Here is an 18000-nt window from a genome sequence, read left to right on the forward strand (position 1 = left end):
ATCAGCGCGACACATAATCGGGAGCGGGCGTTGGATCGCCAAGCTGAACCCAGACGTTCTGGTCGCTCTGGGATTGGCGCTTGACAAAGCGATAGCCCGTTTTGTCCCAGGGCTTCATCTCGCCCGACAGATTGTCGAGAACGAAATCGCCGTCGCTCATCTTGATGGTCAATACGGCATGGCCCTCGTTACTGGAATCCTTGACCACCGTCATCAGCAGAGCCTGGCGCGGAAAGCCTTCCTCCAGCAGGATCTTGCGTTTCATCAGCGCGAAATCCTCGCAGTCGCCTTTGCCGTCGGTCGGATAGTCCCATTGATCGACGACGCCCCAATGCTCCATGTCGGTCACGGGCGTGACATGATCATTGACCCATTTATTGACACGCTCGATCTCTTTCGACGTTTTTGAGGCGGCGACGATATCGACCGGCTCGAGCGGGGCGCCGTCGCATTCGCCTTGGTAACGGCGGCAGAAATCGGCCCAACCGTAAGGCGTGCTGGTTGGCTCTCCGACGGGCGTGAAGGAAGCAGTTGAGGGGAGCGCGGCATGCGCCGACGCGGCGTTTGGCGACAAAAGGCAGACCGAGAGCATTGCGAACGAAACAAGCCCCCCGGCCAATTTCCTGCCTGCAACCCAACTGTCCATCTTCGAGCCTCCAACGTCACATGTCGGCAGTCTTCGCAGCGGGGGTTTGTCGCGCGATTAAATGCGATGCTCGGATTTTATCCTAACGGAGCGAACACTGGGCGGAAGCCGAACGTTGCTTAATCTGTTCTTCCGTGGAACCAACCCAATCTTACGTAATTTTACTTCGGATCGCAGACAGCCCTCTTGTAGAACTGAGCGCGCAGGAGCACCTACAATTCAACGATCCAGCTGGCGAACCGCGCCTTGCCCAATTCGTTTCTAAATCGTTAATGCGATGCTGACGCAGGGTCAACCTCAAGGCCCTTTCGCCACGCTACAGAATTAAAACATTGTTAACGAGGCGCCATTTTGAACCCTTCGACGAACATTCAGCCGGCGCCGACTAGCCGGGATCTCATCCCGGCCGAAGCCGTTCCGCTGTCGCCCACCGACGAGGCGTCGTTGCGGCGCGCCATCGACGAACTGAAGCGCTCGAGCCTCGCAATGCGGCTCACGTCGCTAATCGGCCGCCAGATCGGCTTGATCGGCCTTGTCGTTCCAGCGCCCGTCGCGGAGGTTGTCAACAAGGCCGCCGAGACCGCCATTCATACCGCCATGGGCCTTGCCTTGCGCAGCCTTTCAAGCGCGGGAATGCGCGATCGGCGACGGCTGCACAAATCCCTTGCGACAATGGCCGGCGCCGCTGGCGGGGCTTTTGGTCTCGCCGGGCTGCCGGTCGAGCTTCCGTTCACAACCACGGTCATGCTGCGCTCGATCGCGGACGTCGCCCGAAGCGAAGGCGAGGATCTGACCGATCCAGACGTCGCCCTGGCCTGTCTCGAGGTCTTCGCCCTTGGCGGCGACGCCGGCTCAAGCAGCCGGGAAGAGCGCGGCGGCGCACTCGAAACCGGCTATTTCGCGGTGCGGGTCATGCTCGCCAGGTCGGTCAGCGAGTCGGCCCGCCATTTTCTGGATCGCGGGCTGACCGAGCAGGCGGCCCCTATGCTCGTGCGCCTCATCGCACAGATCAGCACGCGTTTCGGCGTCGTGGTTTCGCAGAAGCTCGCGGCTCAAAGCGTCCCAATCATCGGCGCCGCCAGCGGCGCGGCCATCAATTACGCATTCGTCGATCACTTCCAGACGTTGGCGCGCGGCCATTTCACCGTTCGCCGGCTGGAGCGTATCTATGGTGCCAGCCTGGTTCGAGCCGAATATAATCGGCTCGCGCGCGAAATGTAACGGGCCGGAGCCTTGCCCGAGATGGCGTCATTGTGGTAATAATGCGGCGCTTCAGAGGCGTCTCCTCCGGCTGAATAGCGCTGGTCTTCGATCAGCTATGGAGCTTCCATGAAATCCCTGACAAGTTCGCTGACGAATTGCGCTGGCCGCGCCGGCGTCGCCGCGGCAGTCTTTGTCGCCCTCATCGCGCCTGTCAGCCCGGCGCAGGCCGGGTTTTTCGATTTCCTTTTCCCGCCTCAGCCGTCCCCTGCCCTCGCGCCTGGCTACCCGCCCGGGTTTCGCTATGAGCATCGTCAGCACAGAAGAAAAATCGCGGCGCGCCATCCGCGAATCGTCGTCGCCAGAAGTCACCCCTCCTCGGCGCATGGGGTGACGGGCTTCATGGATGACGACAGCCTGAGGGATGGCGACGCGGTGATGACGCCGGACGGCATCCGCATCTTCACGGGATCCTCAAGCACTCATCATAGCGCCGACGACTTCGCCAAAATATCCGAGATCAAAGGGCTCCCGAGCCGCGAGCGCAACGCCCTGCTCGCCATCGACGCCGGCAGTTCCGGCGGTAGCGGCGATTCCGCTCTCCTCATCGGCCGTTCCGTCGCCGATTCGGGACTATCGGAAGGCGCGATGATCACCGACGCGAAAGGCCACAGGATCCGCTACGTTGGCCCCTAAAGCACGAGGCCGAAAAATTGCAGACTTTCCTGACCCACATCATGCGGTAAAACAAAGGCTTAAAGCGCGGAATGCGATTCCGGGACTCATTCTGCTCGAAGTATCGGCGGCGAAAATCGCGCGCCACTTTCGGACGAAATGAGTACAAAATCACAGCAGTCCGGGAAATGCCGCCTAACGCCGGCGGGCTGCGTCGAGCATCCGCTCGCACTCGTCGAGTTCGCGCAGGATCGACTTCAAACGCCCGATCGCTTCCGTGTTCAGGGCTCCGGCGCGGCCGCCCGTTTCGGCGCCCGTATGAGCCGCGGCCTGATCGCTCATCGCGGCCAGTCCTTCTGGCACAGTGTAATTTGAATCCTCGTCGAGTACGGCGGGATCCGCGGGCCGGCTGAATAAATCGTCGCCGCGCGCCGCGCGCGCTTGAGGCGCGGCTGGCGAGGCGGCATGAACGCCGGCGTCCGCGGCGGCGAGTCCGGCGCCGATCACCGCCCGCGCGCCCTGCTCTTTCAGGATCCTTTGCACGCCTTTGATCGTATAGCCTTCGCTATAAAGGAGCCGCCTGATAGCGCGAAGAATGTCGATGTCGTTCGGGCGATAAAAACGGCGCCCGCCAGCGCGCTTCATCGGTTTGATCTGCGGAAAACGCGTCTCCCAGAAACGCAGCACATGCTGCGGCAGATCAAGCTCTTCGGCGACTTCGCTGATTGTTCGAAAAGCGTCGGCGCTCTTGTCCATTTCGCTTCGGGCTCCAGGCCGTAGGCGCGATCGCGCTCCCAATCGGTTATGTCGATCAAATCATGCAAGGCATTCAGGGCGCGCTTCGGCTATGCGTCGTCCTCCGTCACGGTCTGGCCATTGACGCGCCCCTTGAGCACGCTCGACGGCTTGAACACGAGAACGCGGCGTTGCGTAATCGGCACTTCGATCCCGGTCTTAGGGTTGCGCCCCACGCGCTCGGATTTTGAGCGCACGACAAAGGAGCCGAAGGAGGACAATTTGACGGTTTCGCCCTGGGCCAGGGCGTCCGACAGCTCATTCAGAACCATCTGCACGAGGGCGCCGGATTCTTTTCGCGACAGGCCGACACAGCGGTAGACTGCCTCGGCGAGATCCACGCGCGTAATCGTCCGCGCGTCAAGCTTCGGGAGCGCATCAACCATTTGCTCCGCAGGCGTGTCTGCAAGCTTACCTGCTGCGGATATGGTTGCAAACTTTGTCATCCTTCAATCTCTTGTCTGTCCGAGCGAACCTTGCGTCTGAGCTTAATTCAGACGATGTGACCGTGCCCAAAAGCCGGGACCTGACCGGAGCCGATCCGAGGCGATACATAAAGTGTAGCCGAGGAAAGTCGCGAGTCCAGCGTTTCGCGCAGGTTTCCGTCGGCCGGGAAGGCGTATAGATCAAACGAAATCTATCGGATTGATTGACGCCGCCGGTTGATTGAAAACGATGGCCCGCGAAGTCTGGAGCAAATCACAGGTCAAATCAAGGCGTCTGACGCTGGATTGCCCGCGCCTTTTACCAGCGGATCAGCGCGGAAGCCCAGGTAAAGCCGCCGCCCATCGCCTCGATCATGACGAGATCGCCGCGCTTGATCCGGCCATCGTCGCGCGCGACCGCGAGGGCGAGCGGAATCGAAGCCGCGGAAGTGTTGCCGTGCATATCGACGGTGATGACGACCTTGCGCGCGTCAATGCCGAGTTTTTCAGCGGAGGCGTCGATGATTCGGCGATTCGCCTGGTGTGGCACGAACCAGTCGAGGTCCGCCGCTGTCGTGCCGGTCGCGGCGAAAGCCTCGGTGACGACATCCGTGACCATGCCGACGGCATGGCGAAAGACCTCCCGCCCCGCCATGCGCAGCACGCCGGTGGTCTTCGTCGAGGATGGGCCGCCATCGACGTAGAGCTTTTCGCGATGACGCCCGTCAGAGCGCAGATGCGAGGTGAGCACGCCGCGATCGCTCGAAGTTCCCGCGGAGGGCGTGGCTTCAAGCACGATCGCCGCCGCGCCGTCGCCAAATAGAACGCATGTCGTCCGGTCGTTCCAGTCGAGCAGGCGCGAAAATGTCTCCGCGCCAATCACGAGCGCGCGCTTGTGAGAGCCTGATACAAGAAACTTGTCGGCGGTGGCGACGGCGAAGACGAAGCCGGAGCAAACGGCCTGCAGATCGAAGGCCGCGCCGTGATGCATGCCAAGGCCAGCCTGAATCTGAGTGGCGACCGCTGGGAAAGTATAATCGGGCGTAGAGGTCGCGACGATGACAAGATCAATGGCGTCGGCGGTCAAGCCTGCGTCCGCCAGCGCGGCGCGCGCGGCGTTCAGGCCAAGTATTGACGTCGGCTCGTCTTCGGCCGCGACATGGCGTTGCCTTATCCCGGTCCGCTGCACGATCCATTCATCGGTCGTGTCGAGCGACTTTTCGAGATCGGCGTTGCTGACGATCCGTTTGGGAAGATAAGAGCCAAGTCCCACGACGACGGAACGGAGCTTGCCTTTGGCTGCATCTATCAAAGCAAATGATCCAATCGAAGCCGGTCAGGATTGAGACGGCGCGGTTGCAGGTTGGCTGGCGCCGCTGAGCTTCGGCGCGCGCGCTTCATGCGATCTGGCGAGCGCCTCGCGTATCTGGCCAAGAAGCTGGTGGCGCGCGATTTTATAGGCGATTTCAATGGCCACGGAGGTGCCAAAAACGTCTGAATGGCCGTGGCTCTTGATGACGACTCCATCAAGACCGAGGAAGACGCCGCCATTGACGTTGCGGGGGTCCATCTTGACCTTGAGCGCGGCAAAGCCTTTGCGCGCCAGAAGATAGCCGATCTTCGACAGGAGGTCGCCGCTCAGCGCCTCGCGGAGATACTGCGCCATCTGATTGGCGGTGCCCTCGGCCGTCTTCAGGGCAATATTGCCCGCAAACCCCTCCGTAATGACGACATCGACCGTGCCTTTGCCGATGTCGCCGCCCTCGACGAATCCGACATAGTCAAGGTTGGGCAAGGCGGCTTCCCGCAAAAGGCGCGAAGCTTTCTTCACCTCGTCGATCCCTTTCATCTCCTCGGAGCCGATATTCAAAAGGCCTACGGTCGGACGCTCGACGGAGAGAACTATCCTCGCCATCGCAGCCCCCATGATGGCGAGGTTGACGAGATGCTGCGCATCGGCGCCGATCGAGGCGCCGACGTCGAGCACGATCGTCCGGCCCCGCACGGTCGGCCAGATGGCCGCGATCGCCGGCCGATCGACGTTCGGCATGGTATGCAGGCAGGTTTTCGCCATGGCCATCAATGCGCCGGTGTTGCCGGCCGAAACGGCGATGTCGGCCTGGTTCTTCTTGACAGCTTCGATCGCCAGCCACATCGACGAATTGCGCCGTCCGGCGCGCAGCGCCTGGCTCGGCTTGTCGTCCATCCGGACCGCGACATCCGTATGACGCAGGCTGGAGACGGCGGCGAGCCCTGGATTGGCTGCGAGATAAGGGCCGATCAGCTTTTCGTCGCCAAAAATCGAGAAGGCGATATCCGAGCCTCGCTCAAGCGCGCGCGCGGCCCCTGGAAGCATAACCTCCGGTCCAAAATCGCCGCCCATCGCGTCGAGCGCTATTCGCACTGGCTTCATCATAAGGTTCGCAACTCAGGTCATGCGCGCCAAGGCGCCACGTTCGCGGCAGATCTAAAGATTAGGTGGTAAGGAGTTGAAATTTCGTCCTGATCGGCGACGGCCCATGCTAAATCGAGGCAAACCAAAGGGCCTGATCCAGTCATTCCCATGGCTTTCGAGATCAGGCGCTCTCAGGTGAACCGGCTTTCTGACGTTCAGCGTTATGGAGTTTCGATGGGACTCTGACGCTCCCTTGGCTTCAAATATAGGATAAACTTACGAGATGGTAGTGGCGCCCAAAACACGCGGCGCAGGATTCTGAGAAAAGCCCATGTTTCAGGGCGCAGGCGCAAATCTTGCCAAATTCGCCGCCCGCGGGATGTCCTCCGCTCAGGCTTAATCCTTCAGCTTTTTCAAAACCGCGAAGGGAGAAGCTGGTTCATCCGGCGCGCCGGGACATTCGGCGCCTTCGAATTGGACGCCGGGTTTGCGCGGATAAGGATCAAGGCTGAGGACAAGGAATTCCTCCACAAGCGCGCCAACGTCGATCCGCCCATTAACGACGGGATCAGGCGCATCGAGCTGCGCGGCGAAGGATGGCTCCGGCTCGGCTTCGGCCTCCGCCCGCCGCGCAGACCTTGCCCGCGGCGCGGCTTTTTCGACAAAATTCTGAAAATCGGCTTCGACCTGCGCCTCGATTTCGCTTTCAAACGGCTCGAGGCTGATGACGCAGGTCTGCACAATGCGCGCCCGCAGCGGGCCGGTGATCCTGAATTTTTTTGCGCTTTCCTTGATCACGTCGAGGTCGGCCTCAAGACTTTCGACGGCGACGAGGCCGTTGGCTTCAGCGATTGCCGCGCGTTCAGCCGCATCGGCCCGCACTGAAATGTCTAGCCCTGCGTCCGGAATATTATCCACCTCGACGAGGCGCGACAGATTGGGGACTTCGCTCGCGGGGGCATGGGCGTCCCCTCGCGGCGCTTTCCTGGAGCCGGCGTCGCTGTTCGATTTCATCGCAATCGCCTCCTTGACCTTATGGTCGTCAAATAATCGCCGCAGGCTTTGGAAAGGGAACAGGCCCCTTGGCGAAAGCTTCAAACGGAGCTTCCTCAAGGGCCGCGCTCGCAGCCTTTACATAACGCGCAAGACGCGCCGCGTCGGCGCGGTCCGCATATACATTGCGCGCGAGCGCCGCGAGGAGCGCCGAGGCGTCCGCGCGCAAGGCCTGATCATAGGCGACGCCGCGCCCAAGGAAAGCCTCGGCAAGAGTTTTCATGCGCTTGGGAACGGCCGCGTCTCCCACGCCCATTTCGCGCAGCGTCGCATCGAGATGCGCGAAAATGGCGTCGGCAAGGTCCTGGGCGAGGTCGGGCGCTGGAGCCGCCATGACGTTGAGGCGCCGCAAGACAAGCGTTGCGTGGAGGGTCATCGCCTCGAAGCGCCCCTCGAAAGTGTCGGGGACGCCATAATCGGCGTAAAGCGCGGGCTCGCGCGCGGCCGCTATGATCTCGCCATGCAGGCGATCAAGCACCGGACGGTTGGCTGAGCGGCGGAAAAGGCTCGAAAGCATGCGTAAATATCCACGTTTCGCCGGGCTGAAATTCACCTCGGCTTAACCTCGAATGGCCAAATTGCTGCGGGGCGAAGGCCGCACGGTTCCGGCTCGAGCCTTGGAGCGATATCTTGCTTTTGACATAGCCGGAGGTTAGGCATCGCTCAGCCTCGCCGTAAATGCAACTGACGGCCGGCTTTCAATCTCTTCAACACGACTTCAGCCGGAGGCTTCAAAGAATGTGGTTCGGCATCGCGGCCAATGTTCGCAGCAAGAAGGCGCCGGCTTCAGGCTCCCGATCGGTCAGCTTGAAAATCGCATTGGCGGCGGCGCTTTCGCTCGGCCTTGGCGGCTGCCTCGGCTATGACGGTCAGGTCATCCACGGTTATCAGACCGACGCCCGCACTTTCGATCAGGTAAGAGTAGGCTCCTCTGCGGAGCAGATCCTGACCCTTCTTGGAACGCCGACCACGACGTCGACGGTGGGCGGCGACGCCTGGTACTACGTGACGCAGGTCACAGACCACGGCCTCGCATTCATGCAGCCGAAGCTCATAGACCAGCGCGTCTTCGCCGTTTACTTCGACAAGAACAAGAAGGTCGAGCGCGTCGCCAATTACGGCATTCAGGACGGCAAAGTGTTCGATTTCGTCTCGCGGACGACACCGACGGCCGGCGCCGAATCGACCCTCCTCAAGGGAATGTTCCTTAACCTGATGCACTTCTAGCCGGACGCCGAGAAACGGAAACCGGCTTTCGCACGACATCATGTCCTGACTTATTGATGAGAGTCGGATTTAGACTTTGGGTGGGATCGTGGCGCGATCCCATCCCAAGCCGTCCGGCTCCAGGGTTTTCAGTCCGCCCGCGCAGCGCGCGACGTGACAATTCACAAACAGATCATAAGCAAAGAGCGCTTTGGACCCCTCAGGCGGACGTCGCCTGAGGTTTGCGCCGGATGCGGTTGCAAGCTGGCCGCGCGGCCTCTCAATGGGCCAGCGCGGCGAGCAGCAGCAGAGCGACGATATTGGTGATCTTGATCGCCGGGTTTACCGCGGGACCCGCCGTGTCCTTATAAGGATCGCCGACCGTATCGCCGGTCACCGACGCCTTATGCGCCTCCCCGCCCTTGAAATGCTTGACGCCGTCCTTGTCGACGAAGCCATCCTCGAAGCTTTTTTTGGCGTTGTCCCAGGCGCCGCCGCCGGAAGTCATCGAGATCGCGACGAAAAGGCCGTTGACGATGACGCCGAGCAACGAGGCGCCAAGCGCCGCGAAAGCCGAAGCCTTGGAGCCGGAGATCAGCAGCACGCCATAATAGACGACTATCGGCGCCAGCACCGGCAGGAGCGAGGGCACGATCATTTCCTTGATCGCCGCCTTGGTCAGCATATCGACCGCCCGGCCGTAATCAGGGCGTTCCGTCCCTTGCATGATGCCGGGCTTCTCCCTGAACTGACGCCGCACTTCTTCCACCACGGAGCCGGCGGCGCGCCCCACCGCCGTCATGGCAATGCCTCCGAACAGATAGGGTATCATCCCGCCGAAGATGAGCCCGGCGACGACATAAGGGTTGGAGATATCGAAGGAGATCGCGCCAATTCCCTTAAAATATGGGAACTGACCGGGATTTGCGGCGAAATATTCGAGATCGTGGCTATAGGCGGCGAACAGCACAAGGGCGCCAAGACCCGCCGATCCGATCGCATAGCCTTTTGTCACAGCCTTTGTCGTGTTGCCGACGGCGTCGAGCGCGTCCGTGACGCGGCGGACCTCCTTCGGCAGGCCGGCCATTTCAGCGATGCCGCCCGCGTTGTCGGTCACCGGCCCGAAAGCGTCGAGCGCGACGATCATGCCGGCGATTCCGAGCATCGTCGTCACGGCGATCGCGGTGCCGTAGAGGCCCGCGAGCTGGCTCGTTGCGATGATGCCGCCGATGATGACGAGCGCGGGCGCCGCTGTCGATTCAAGCGACACGGCGAGGCCCTGAATGACGTTGGTGCCGTGTCCCGTGACGGAGGCCTGGGCGATCGACACCACCGGACGCTTGCCGGTCCCGGTATAATATTCCGTGATCACGACAATGCAGCCGGTGACGATCAGGCCGATCAGGCCGCAAACGAACAAATGCGCCCCCGAGATTGGCGTCCCGTTGGCGACGCCGATGGTTCCCCAGCCGACCGTCACGGTTGTCGCGAGCGCCAGTCCGATAATGGACAGGCCGCCCGCTGCGATCAGACCCTTATAAAGCGCGCCCATGATCGATTCATCGGCGCCGAGTTTGACGAAATAGGTTCCAGCGATCGACGTCACGATGCAGGTCGCGCAGATCGCCAACGGATAGAGCATGGCGCTGTAGAGAACCGGCTGACCGACGAAAAAGATCGCGGCGAGGACCATGGTGGCGACGACGGTCACGGCATAGGTCTCGAAGAGATCCGCCGCCATGCCGGCGCAATCGCCGACGTTGTCGCCGACATTGTCCGCGATGGTCGCTGGATTGCGTGGATCGTCCTCCGGAATTCCCGCCTCGACCTTGCCGACGAGATCGGCCCCGACATCGGCCCCTTTGGTGAAGATGCCGCCGCCAAGCCGGGCGAAAATCGAGATCAGCGAAGCGCCGAATCCGAGGGCGACGAGCGAATCGATGGTCGGCCGGCTGTTCGGCGCGAAACCCAGCGGCCCGGTCAGCACATAAAAATATGAGGCGACGCCGAGCAGCGCGAGGCCGGCGACGAGCATGCCGGTGACGGCGCCTGCCTTGAACGAAATATCAAGTCCGGCGGCAAGCGATCGCGAGGCGGCCTGCGCCGTGCGCACATTCGCGCGCACCGAGACGTTCATGCCGACGAAGCCGGCGGCGGCGGACAGAACGGCTCCAATGAGAAAGCCGATCGCGATCGTCCCGCTCATGAAAAACCAGAAAGCGAGAAAAATGACGACGCCGACGAGGGCGATGGTCAGATATTGTCGTTTGAGGTAAGCCTGCGCGCCCTCCGCGATGGCCCCCGCGATTTCCTGCATTCGCGCCGAGCCGGCGCTCTCCGACATCAGCTTCGAGGATGTCGTCACTCCGTAAACAATGGATAAAAGCCCTGCCAGGATGACAAGCCAAATGGCGTTCATCAGTTTCCTACCTTGATCTTTTGTTGAGGCTTTGAAGAGACGTTGCTCGCGCCTGATGAATGAGTTTTGCAGAAACCGCCGCGGGGCGCAATCGAACCGATCAAATTCGGAAGGCTTTTATCGGTTGCGCGATCGGCGACTATTGGCAAGAAATACCCATGTAATCATGAGCTTCTACAAAAATGCGGAAACTGGGGCTCGACAGGCCGGGTTCGGCCGGGGGCGCCACGATTCCCGCGCCGCCGCGTCGCCGGACACGAGAGCTTGAACCTCGCCGATTCGTCCGTTTTGGGGTTCGTCATTTTATGATATTGTCAACTAATAATTTATGACATCATTTCCAAGCTTACCATCCGCCACCGGGGCGGGTCCTCTTCGGAGCGAGAAATGGGGCTGCGATCGAATCTCTTCAAAGGCGATCCCGCGCTTGAGGCCTGCCTCGTCGATAATTCCGCTCACATCAAGGAGGGGGCGACGGGAGAACATGTCTCCAAAATACATTCGGCCTTGTTCGCGCTTGATAATTTATCTGTGTCTACCGACGATCTGCAGACCTGCCGCTATGGTCAATCCACCGTCGCCGCAGTCTTGGCGTTCAAAAGAAAAAGAAACATCATCAACTACGCGTATGAAAACGAGGTAGACAACATCGTTGGCAAGATGACGATCGCCGCGCTCGACGAAGAGATGCTGCGCAAGGAACAGCAGCCGCGCTTGTTACCGGATCCGTCAACTTATGGCATGAAAGTGTCCTGACTTGTCCCTCCAGATTGCTCAGGAGGCCAAATGACTGTTAGTATCGACATGTCATCGATCCAGATTACCGTTCATGCCGATGATGTGAGGCCGCTCGCCGTCATCCTCAATTTCCCAGGCAAAATCGTGCCGGCCGCGCCTGGATCCGCTGCGTTCTTCACGAGCAACAAAGATGAAAAAGCATTGGCGCCATTCGGTTTTAAGGCGGATGCGCGGGTCCAATTCTCGATCGCGCCCGGAGACGCGCTCGACGGCTGGAAAGTCGGCTTCTTTCAGATCGTGCGTCAAACAGCTTTGAGGACGCGCTATACTGGGAGAGTTCAATCGGAAGGCTCAATCGTCTGTGACGCCACTCAAGGAATTTCGACTCCAACGCTGCTCGATTGTTTGAACAAATCCACGATTCCGTGGATGCGCGACCCAGACGACAAATCCAAATTCACAGGATCGCGGGCCAGTCCAAGCGCGCATGATGAACCGCGTTTAAGCGTGCCGCTGTTGATGCAGAACCATACAGCGTCGAACATCAATAATTTTCTGTATGACTTTAAACATGATTGTGAATTCTGGACGATTCTTACAGCGATCGCTCCCGACCAGTCTCGCAACTATCTGGCGCACTTCCACTGGCGCGTCGCGCACAAGGTTGATTTTTTCTGGAGATCGGGAGTTCCGTCCGCATCCGAATGGGGCTCGTTTACAATATTGGATAAATTTGTCGCGGGGCCGCCCCGCGACGCTGATTTGCAGGCCATTCTGGCGAATCCATCGGGACCGATCGCAAACGATATCTTCCTGCCGGCGTTTGATAAAAGCATTAAGGGAAACGACTTTCTAACCCATAGCGAGTCCGACAGAGGGCTTTCCCCGATGAGACTGGATTTCTGGGCAAGCGATCTTCCGCCCAATGTCGGGTAACTGCCGGCCGGCTTCGTGCGGACCATTGAAGCCGTTGCTATCGCCATTGAGAGTCCGAAATTTGCTTCCGGCCGCTTCGCGAGTCTCGGGACGCCATCGAAAAGATGGAATAGCATTCTCGCGGGCGATGCAGCGGCGCACATCGGCGCATTCCGCGAAAGGCCCGGTGAAGCTAAAAATGCTGAAAGGAAGGCCGGGCGAAGATCAGTTTTCGTCCTTCCCTGTCCTCGAACACGGGCGGCGCATCTCCCGGCGCGGCGCTGGCGATTGCGCTCACCATGACGCCGGCTGCTTGAGCCGCCGCCTCGAACGCCGCGCTTTTGGCAAGCGGAACGGCGCATAGAATTTCATAATCGTCACCGCCAGCGCAGACCGGCTCGATGAGCTTTGGCTCCAACCTCAAAGCCTCCCGCGCCGCGCGCGAAAGGGGAATATTTGCTGCCGGGATCTTCGCCGTCAGTCCGGCAAGGCGGAGCATTTTGGAAAGATCGCCGGCAAGACCATCGGAAACGTCCATCGCGGCATGGGCGTTTGATGCGAGCGCGTCTTTCAGCGCGAGACGCGGTTGCGGCAGCAGAAAGCGTTCGAGCAGAAAAGCCGCGTCGGCTTCATTCAAGGCGCCGATCCAGTCCTGATCGCACGTCGCGCCAAGCCGAAGCTTGAGGCCGAGCGCCGCATCGCCGATGGTTCCTGTTACGTAGATGAGATCGCCAGGCTCGGCGGCGCCGCGCAAAACCATTTTTCCAGGAACGACCGCGCCGATGGCTGTGATCGAGATCGTGAGAGGCCCTGGCGTTTTAACGGTATCGCCGCCAAGCAGCGGGCATTGAAAGCGGGCTGCGTCCTCGCCAAGCCCCTTCGCGAAGGCCCCGAGCCAGTCCGTCGTCCAGTCTTCCGGCAGGGCGAGCCCAAGCAGGAATCCCAAAGGCTCCGCGCCCTTGGCGGCGAGGTCCGACAGATTGACGCGCAGCGCCTTGCGCGCGATGGCCGCGGGCGGATCGTTACTGAAAAAATGCACGCGCGCGACGAGCATATCCTTGGTGAGGACGAGTTCGCGTCCCAAAGGAGCGCGCAAAAGGGCCGCGTCATCGCTGAGCCGCAACCCCGCGTCGCCCGCGAGCGGCGCAAAATAGGCCGCGATCAGTTCGTCCTCGGTGAGTTGCGTCAGATGCCCGGCCTCATTCAGCCTCTTAAGCGCGCGGCTCGAATTCGGCGGCGCGGTAACGGCGGGCGAGGCCGTCCAGCACCGCATTGACCATCCCGGCCTCTTCGCGATCGAAGAAAGCGCCGGCGACATCGACATATTCCTTGATTGAGACGCGCGCGGGAATGTCGGCGCGCTTCTTCAGTTCATAGGCGCCCGCGCGCAAAATGGCGCGCAAAACCGCGTCGACCCGCGCAAGAGGCCAGCCGTCGACAAGCGTTTGATCGATCGCCCGGTCGATGGGGCCTTGATCGGCCAGCACGCCCGTTAGAATATCGCGAAAAAATGCAACTTCAGCCGCCTTGTAGCGCTGGCCTTCGATTTCATTGCCAATCCAGAAAGACTCGAATTCAGCGAAGGTCTCGTTCAAACCTTTTTCCGACACTTCCATTTGATAGAGGGCCTGAACGGCGGCGAGGCGGGCTGCGGAGCGTCCATCGGCATTGGCCATCAGAGCGCTCCTATTTTCTGTTTGAGCGCGTGAAGGCCAAGAGCAGCGCGCGCGGCGTCGCCTCCCTTATCGCCCCGGCCGGGGTCCGCCCGCTCCAAAGCCTGGGCCTCGGTTTCGACGGTCAGGACGCCATTGCCGAGAGCAAGCTGACGCGCCACCCCAAGCTGCGTCAAAGCGCGCGCGCTTTCATTGGAGACGATTTCGAAATGATAGGTTTCTCCCCGAATGACGCAGCCAAGAGCAATCGCGCCGGCGAAGGGCTCGCCCGATTTCTCCGCATGGTCGAGCGCGATCGCCATGGCGATCGGAATTTCGAGGGCGCCCGCCACGGTGAGGACGTCATGGCGCGCTCCAGCCCTGCTCAGCGCCGCCTCCGCGCCGGCGAGAAGCATCGCGCCAATGGCGTCGTAAAAGCGCGCTTCAACGATAAGAAATCTTGCGCCGGCGGCGTTTGTTTCAGCGGCATCCAGGGATGACCGGCGCGGGATGACCATGATGGATCTTAAACTCAAGACGATTTCGGGAAGGATCGAGGACGAACCTCGCAAATTTCTTTTGGGAGTAACAAGGCCCGCCCGTCGCGGCAAGCTGAAAGCGCGCGAACGAGCCCTCCGCTTCAAAGCGCCACAATCCCACGGCCGATGCTCGCGCCTGGCGCGGCGATCTCAAAGCCACAGCGAGACTTTCAAATGAACGAAGCTGAGCGTAGCCACAAGCCGGACCAGTCGGAGGTTTTCTCCTTCCTCGCAGATTCCGCGACCTATGGGCTCGATGAGCCGGTGGTGCGGATCGACACGCATGGCGCCTCCGTTTTCCTCGCCGGCGAACATGTCTACAAGGTCAAGCGCGCCGTGCACTTTCCTTTCATGGATTTTTCGACGCTGGAAAAACGGCGCGCGGCATGTGAGAGCGAGATTGCCGTCAACAAGGGAAATGCGCCGGAGATCTATCTCGGAGTTGTTCCCATTTCACGCGAGAATAGCCGCTTAAAGCTTGGCTCTGGCAGCGAAATCATCGAATGGGCTGTGCATCTGCGCCGCTTCGACGAAAACCTTGCGATGGATCGGCTCGCGTCGCGCGGCGAACTCGATATGAAGCTCGTCGAAAAGCTCGCCGAGGCGGTCGCCGCCTCGCACCGAAGAGCGCCGATCATGCGCGACAGGGACGCGCCGGCGGCCCTGCGCGCTCAAATCGAAGAAACGATGGCGTCCCTTGAAGGCGCTCCCGACGTGTTTCCGGCCGGTGAGACGGCTGACCTCAAGCGCCGCATGCTGGACAGTTTCGAGCGCTCAAAATCGCTGCTCCAGCGGCGCGAAGCCGCAGGCGAAGTGCGGCGCTGCCACGGCGATCTCCATTTAGGCAATATCGCCATGATAAACGACACGCCCGTTTTGTTCGACGCGCTCGAATTCGACGAGCGGCTGGCGACCTGCGACATTCTCTATGATCTTGCCTTCCTGCTGATGGATGTTTGGACGCGCGGCCTGAAGATCGAGGCCAATTTGCTGATGAACCGCTATTTTTCGAAGTGCGACGACGTCGAAAGGCAGCTTGAGGCGCTGGCCGCGCTGCCGCTTTTTCTCAGTCTGCGCGCGGCGATCCGCGCCAAAGTGACAAACCTCGAACCTCGCAAAACGGCCGCGACGATCGCCGCGGCGCGGGCGCTGTTCGCCGCCGCCCGCGCCTTTTTTGTGCCGGAGCCGCTTCAGCTCGTTGCCGTCGGCGGCCTCTCGGGGACCGGGAAAAGCTCGCTCGCACGAAAAATCGCGCCTTTGATCGGCCGTCCGCCCGGCGCGGTCCATCTGCGCAGCGACATCGAGCGAAAGCGCTTTCTTCACGCCGGCGAATTCGAGACCTTGCCGCAGCAGGCCTACCGGCCGGAAATCTCGGTGATCGTCTACCGCCGTTTGCGCGATCTCGCGGCGACGGCGCTCGCAGCGGGTCAGAGCGTGGTCCTCGACGCCGCCCACCGAACAGCCGAAGAGCGGGCGCGGGCCGATATCGGCAAAAGCGCGGGGGCGCGATTCACGGGTCTCTGGCTCGAAGCGCCAACCGGGATCAGGCTGGAACGGGTTTCGCGCCGCAAGGATGATGCGTCGGACGCCGGCCCCGAAATCGCCGCCGCGCAGGCGCGGGAGGCGGTCGGGACCATCGACTGGCGGCGCCTCGACGCGTCACAGCCGATCGAGGCGCTCGTCAATCAGGCGCTTGCTGCAATCGACGCAGGCGCCCGCGTTGAAACGCCGAAGTGACGCAAAGCCGAAGCCCCTGCTCTCAGTTGCGCGCCACGGCGCTGCTCAATAGGCGGTTTCTGTTTTTGCGAGCAGCTTCGAGGTCGCAACGAGCTTCGACGTCGACTGTCCGGGCGACAGTTGCGCGAGGACGATGCGGCCGCCGCGCGCCTTGACGATCTCGGCGCCGACGACATTGTCTTCCGTATAATCGGCGCCCTTGACCAGAATGTCGGGCTGCAAGGCCTTGATCAGTTCGAGCGGGGTGTCTTCATCGAAAAGCACGACGGCGGAGACGCCTTTGAGGGCGCCCATCACCGCCGCACGCGACTCTTCATCCTGGATGGGACGGCTCGGCCCTTTAAGACGGCGCACGGAGGCGTCCGAATTAAGGGCCATGATAAGCCTGTCGCACGCTGCGGCGGCCTGCTTGATGAGCGACACATGGCCGGGATGCAAAAGATCGAAACAGCCGTTGGCGACGCCGACGGTAAGCTTCTCCCTGGCCCAGGCCCAGCGCTGGGCGACGGCCTCCTCGCGGGAAATGTGGCGCCCGTCATTGACCGAGGGCGACGCCAGTTCGGCCGCGAGCGAGGCGGCGAGCTCCTCCGGCATAACGCAGGCCGTGCCGACTTTGGCGACGACGATGCCGGCCGCGTGATTGGCGAGTTTCATCGAGTCGCGGACGGAGAGGCCTGTCGCCAGCGAGGCCGCCATCACGGCGATCACTGTGTCGCCCGCGCCAGACACGTCGAACACATCCTGCGCGACGGTTGCAAGATGGATCGGCTCGCCGGAGAGCGGGAAGAAGGACATGCCTTTTTCGGAACGCGTCAGCAGAACATTGGCCCCGCTCATCTCCTGGGCCGCGGCCGCCGCGACCAGCGCCTCGGCGTCGGTCTCGCAGGGCAAGCGCGTCGAGGCGGTCAGTTCCTTGCGGTTTGGCGTGAGGATCGACGCGCCGCTATAGGCTGAAAGGTCAAGCTGCTTGGGATCGACAAGGACTTTCTTCCCCACCGCGTTGCATTTGGCGATGACCTCCCGCAGGATGCGCTGCGAGAGGACGCCCTTGCCATAGTCCGACAAAATCACGACGTCGGCCCGGTCCACGGCGCTGAGAGCGGCCTCCAGAAGTTGATCTTCCACCCGGCTGCCGCATGGCGAGGTGTCTTCATGATCGACGCGAACGATCTGCTGATGCGCCCCCAAAACCCTGAGCTTTCTGGTCGTCGGACGGTCTGCGACGCCGATCATGCCGGATATGTCGATTTCGCCGTGCGTTTGGAGACGATCGATCAGACTGTCCCTGGCGTTGTCGAGGCCGGTCAGGCCGACGACGTCGACGATGACGCCAAGCGTTGCAAGATTCGCGACGACATTCGCGGCGCCGCCGGCGACCACCTCCTCCGAAAGAGAGCGCACGACAGGAACCGGAGCCTCGGGCGAGATCCGGCTGACGTCGCCGTGCAGATAGCAATCCAGGATCAGATCGCCGATCACCGCGACGCGAGCTTTCGCAAAGCGATCGAGAATAGGAAGCATTGAAGATCCAATCGACAATAGAAAGGCGTTGGCGGCGCAGCCACGACGCCTCGGGAGTGAAGGAAGGGCTAGCAAGGATCCAGC

Annotated in this window: 18 protein-coding genes; 6 read left to right on the forward strand and 12 right to left on the reverse strand. The window is 61.2% G+C overall.

Annotated features, from left to right (window positions below; all coding sequences use genetic code 11):
* Position 1: 1 nt before the first annotated feature.
* A complete protein-coding gene (locus MPC4_RS15220; protein WP_174513257.1) occupies positions 2 to 646 on the reverse strand; it encodes a transglutaminase-like cysteine peptidase in 645 nt (214 codons plus the stop codon).
* Between the two features lie 351 nt (positions 647 to 997).
* Here MPC4_RS15220 and MPC4_RS15225 point away from each other — a divergent pair, with 351 nt between their 5' ends.
* On the forward strand, positions 998 to 1867 hold the full coding sequence (locus MPC4_RS15225) for an EcsC family protein (RefSeq protein ID WP_174513258.1): 870 nt from the start codon (positions 998 to 1000) through the stop codon (positions 1865 to 1867).
* A 108-nt stretch (positions 1868 to 1975) separates the two neighbouring features.
* Positions 1976 to 2542, forward strand: a complete 567-nt coding sequence (locus MPC4_RS15230; protein ID WP_174513259.1) for a hypothetical protein — start codon at positions 1976 to 1978, stop codon at positions 2540 to 2542.
* A gap of 174 nt (positions 2543 to 2716) precedes the next feature.
* Here MPC4_RS15230 and MPC4_RS15235 read toward each other — a convergent pair whose 3' ends face one another.
* The 6 genes from MPC4_RS15235 to MPC4_RS15260 all read right to left on the reverse strand — a co-directional run bounded on the left by MPC4_RS15235 (position 2717) and on the right by MPC4_RS15260 (position 7706).
* A complete protein-coding gene (locus MPC4_RS15235) occupies positions 2717 to 3277 on the reverse strand; it encodes a MerR family transcriptional regulator (RefSeq protein WP_174513260.1) in 561 nt (186 codons plus the stop codon).
* 89 nt (positions 3278 to 3366) lie between these two features.
* Positions 3367 to 3702 (reverse strand): integration host factor subunit alpha, encoded by a 336-nt coding sequence (locus tag MPC4_RS15240; RefSeq protein WP_134488178.1) that lies wholly within the window; start codon positions 3700 to 3702, stop codon positions 3367 to 3369.
* A gap of 358 nt (positions 3703 to 4060) precedes the next feature.
* The gene (locus MPC4_RS15245; protein WP_174513261.1) at positions 4061 to 5053 is read right to left on the reverse strand and encodes a beta-ketoacyl-ACP synthase III; all 993 of its coding nucleotides are present in this window, start codon (positions 5051 to 5053) and stop codon (positions 4061 to 4063) included.
* Positions 5054 to 5077: 24 nt separating this feature from the next.
* A complete protein-coding gene (gene plsX / locus MPC4_RS15250; RefSeq protein WP_134488182.1) occupies positions 5078 to 6157 on the reverse strand; it encodes a phosphate acyltransferase PlsX in 1080 nt (359 codons plus the stop codon).
* A gap of 375 nt (positions 6158 to 6532) precedes the next feature.
* A complete protein-coding gene (locus tag MPC4_RS15255) occupies positions 6533 to 7150 on the reverse strand; it encodes a YceD family protein (protein ID WP_174513262.1) in 618 nt (205 codons plus the stop codon).
* A 28-nt stretch (positions 7151 to 7178) separates the two neighbouring features.
* Positions 7179 to 7706, reverse strand: a complete 528-nt coding sequence (locus MPC4_RS15260; protein WP_174513263.1) for a ubiquinol-cytochrome C chaperone family protein — start codon at positions 7704 to 7706, stop codon at positions 7179 to 7181.
* A gap of 221 nt (positions 7707 to 7927) precedes the next feature.
* On the opposite strand from MPC4_RS15260, the gene bamE reads away from it, so the two are divergent.
* Positions 7928 to 8416, forward strand: coding sequence for an outer membrane protein assembly factor BamE domain-containing protein (gene bamE / locus MPC4_RS15265; protein WP_174513264.1), 489 nt, complete (start codon positions 7928 to 7930; stop codon positions 8414 to 8416).
* A 259-nt stretch (positions 8417 to 8675) separates the two neighbouring features.
* On the opposite strand, the gene MPC4_RS15270 is transcribed toward bamE, so the two are convergent.
* On the reverse strand, positions 8676 to 10814 hold the full coding sequence (locus MPC4_RS15270) for a sodium-translocating pyrophosphatase (RefSeq protein ID WP_134488188.1): 2139 nt from the start codon (positions 10812 to 10814) through the stop codon (positions 8676 to 8678).
* Between the two features lie 387 nt (positions 10815 to 11201).
* Between MPC4_RS15270 and MPC4_RS15275 the strand changes: the two genes are divergently transcribed.
* Together MPC4_RS15275 and MPC4_RS15280 are read left to right on the forward strand one after the other, a co-directional pair.
* Entirely contained in the window at positions 11202 to 11570 is a 369-nt protein-coding gene (locus MPC4_RS15275) for a hypothetical protein (RefSeq protein WP_174513265.1), read from the forward strand.
* A 30-nt stretch (positions 11571 to 11600) separates the two neighbouring features.
* Positions 11601 to 12488 (forward strand): hypothetical protein, encoded by an 888-nt coding sequence (locus MPC4_RS15280; RefSeq protein ID WP_174513266.1) that lies wholly within the window; start codon positions 11601 to 11603, stop codon positions 12486 to 12488.
* A gap of 172 nt (positions 12489 to 12660) precedes the next feature.
* On the opposite strand, the gene thiL is transcribed toward MPC4_RS15280, so the two are convergent.
* From thiL to ribH, 3 genes are read right to left on the reverse strand one after another with little or no spacing between them, the layout of a single operon-like run.
* Positions 12661 to 13740 (reverse strand): thiamine-phosphate kinase, encoded by a 1080-nt coding sequence (thiL, locus tag MPC4_RS15285; RefSeq protein ID WP_174513267.1) that lies wholly within the window; start codon positions 13738 to 13740, stop codon positions 12661 to 12663.
* A complete protein-coding gene (nusB, locus tag MPC4_RS15290) occupies positions 13679 to 14143 on the reverse strand; it encodes a transcription antitermination factor NusB (protein ID WP_134488197.1) in 465 nt (154 codons plus the stop codon). The genes thiL and nusB overlap by 62 nt, the downstream gene beginning before the upstream one ends.
* The gene (ribH, locus tag MPC4_RS15295; protein ID WP_174513268.1) at positions 14143 to 14637 is read right to left on the reverse strand and encodes a 6,7-dimethyl-8-ribityllumazine synthase; all 495 of its coding nucleotides are present in this window, start codon (positions 14635 to 14637) and stop codon (positions 14143 to 14145) included. Before ribH ends, nusB begins: the two co-directional genes overlap by 1 nt.
* 195 nt (positions 14638 to 14832) lie before the next feature.
* Between ribH and MPC4_RS15300 the strand changes: the two genes are divergently transcribed.
* Positions 14833 to 16395, forward strand: a complete 1563-nt coding sequence (locus MPC4_RS15300) for a bifunctional aminoglycoside phosphotransferase/ATP-binding protein (RefSeq protein WP_174513269.1) — start codon at positions 14833 to 14835, stop codon at positions 16393 to 16395.
* 45 nt (positions 16396 to 16440) lie between these two features.
* Here MPC4_RS15300 and rfaE1 read toward each other — a convergent pair whose 3' ends face one another.
* Positions 16441 to 17916 (reverse strand): D-glycero-beta-D-manno-heptose-7-phosphate kinase, encoded by a 1476-nt coding sequence (rfaE1, locus tag MPC4_RS15305; RefSeq protein ID WP_174513270.1) that lies wholly within the window; start codon positions 17914 to 17916, stop codon positions 16441 to 16443.
* Between the last annotated feature and the right edge of the window lie 84 nt (positions 17917 to 18000).

Origin of the sequence: Methylocella tundrae, assembly GCF_901905185.1 — a bacterium.
Classification (GTDB): Bacteria; Pseudomonadota; Alphaproteobacteria; order Rhizobiales; family Beijerinckiaceae; genus Methylocapsa; species Methylocapsa tundrae.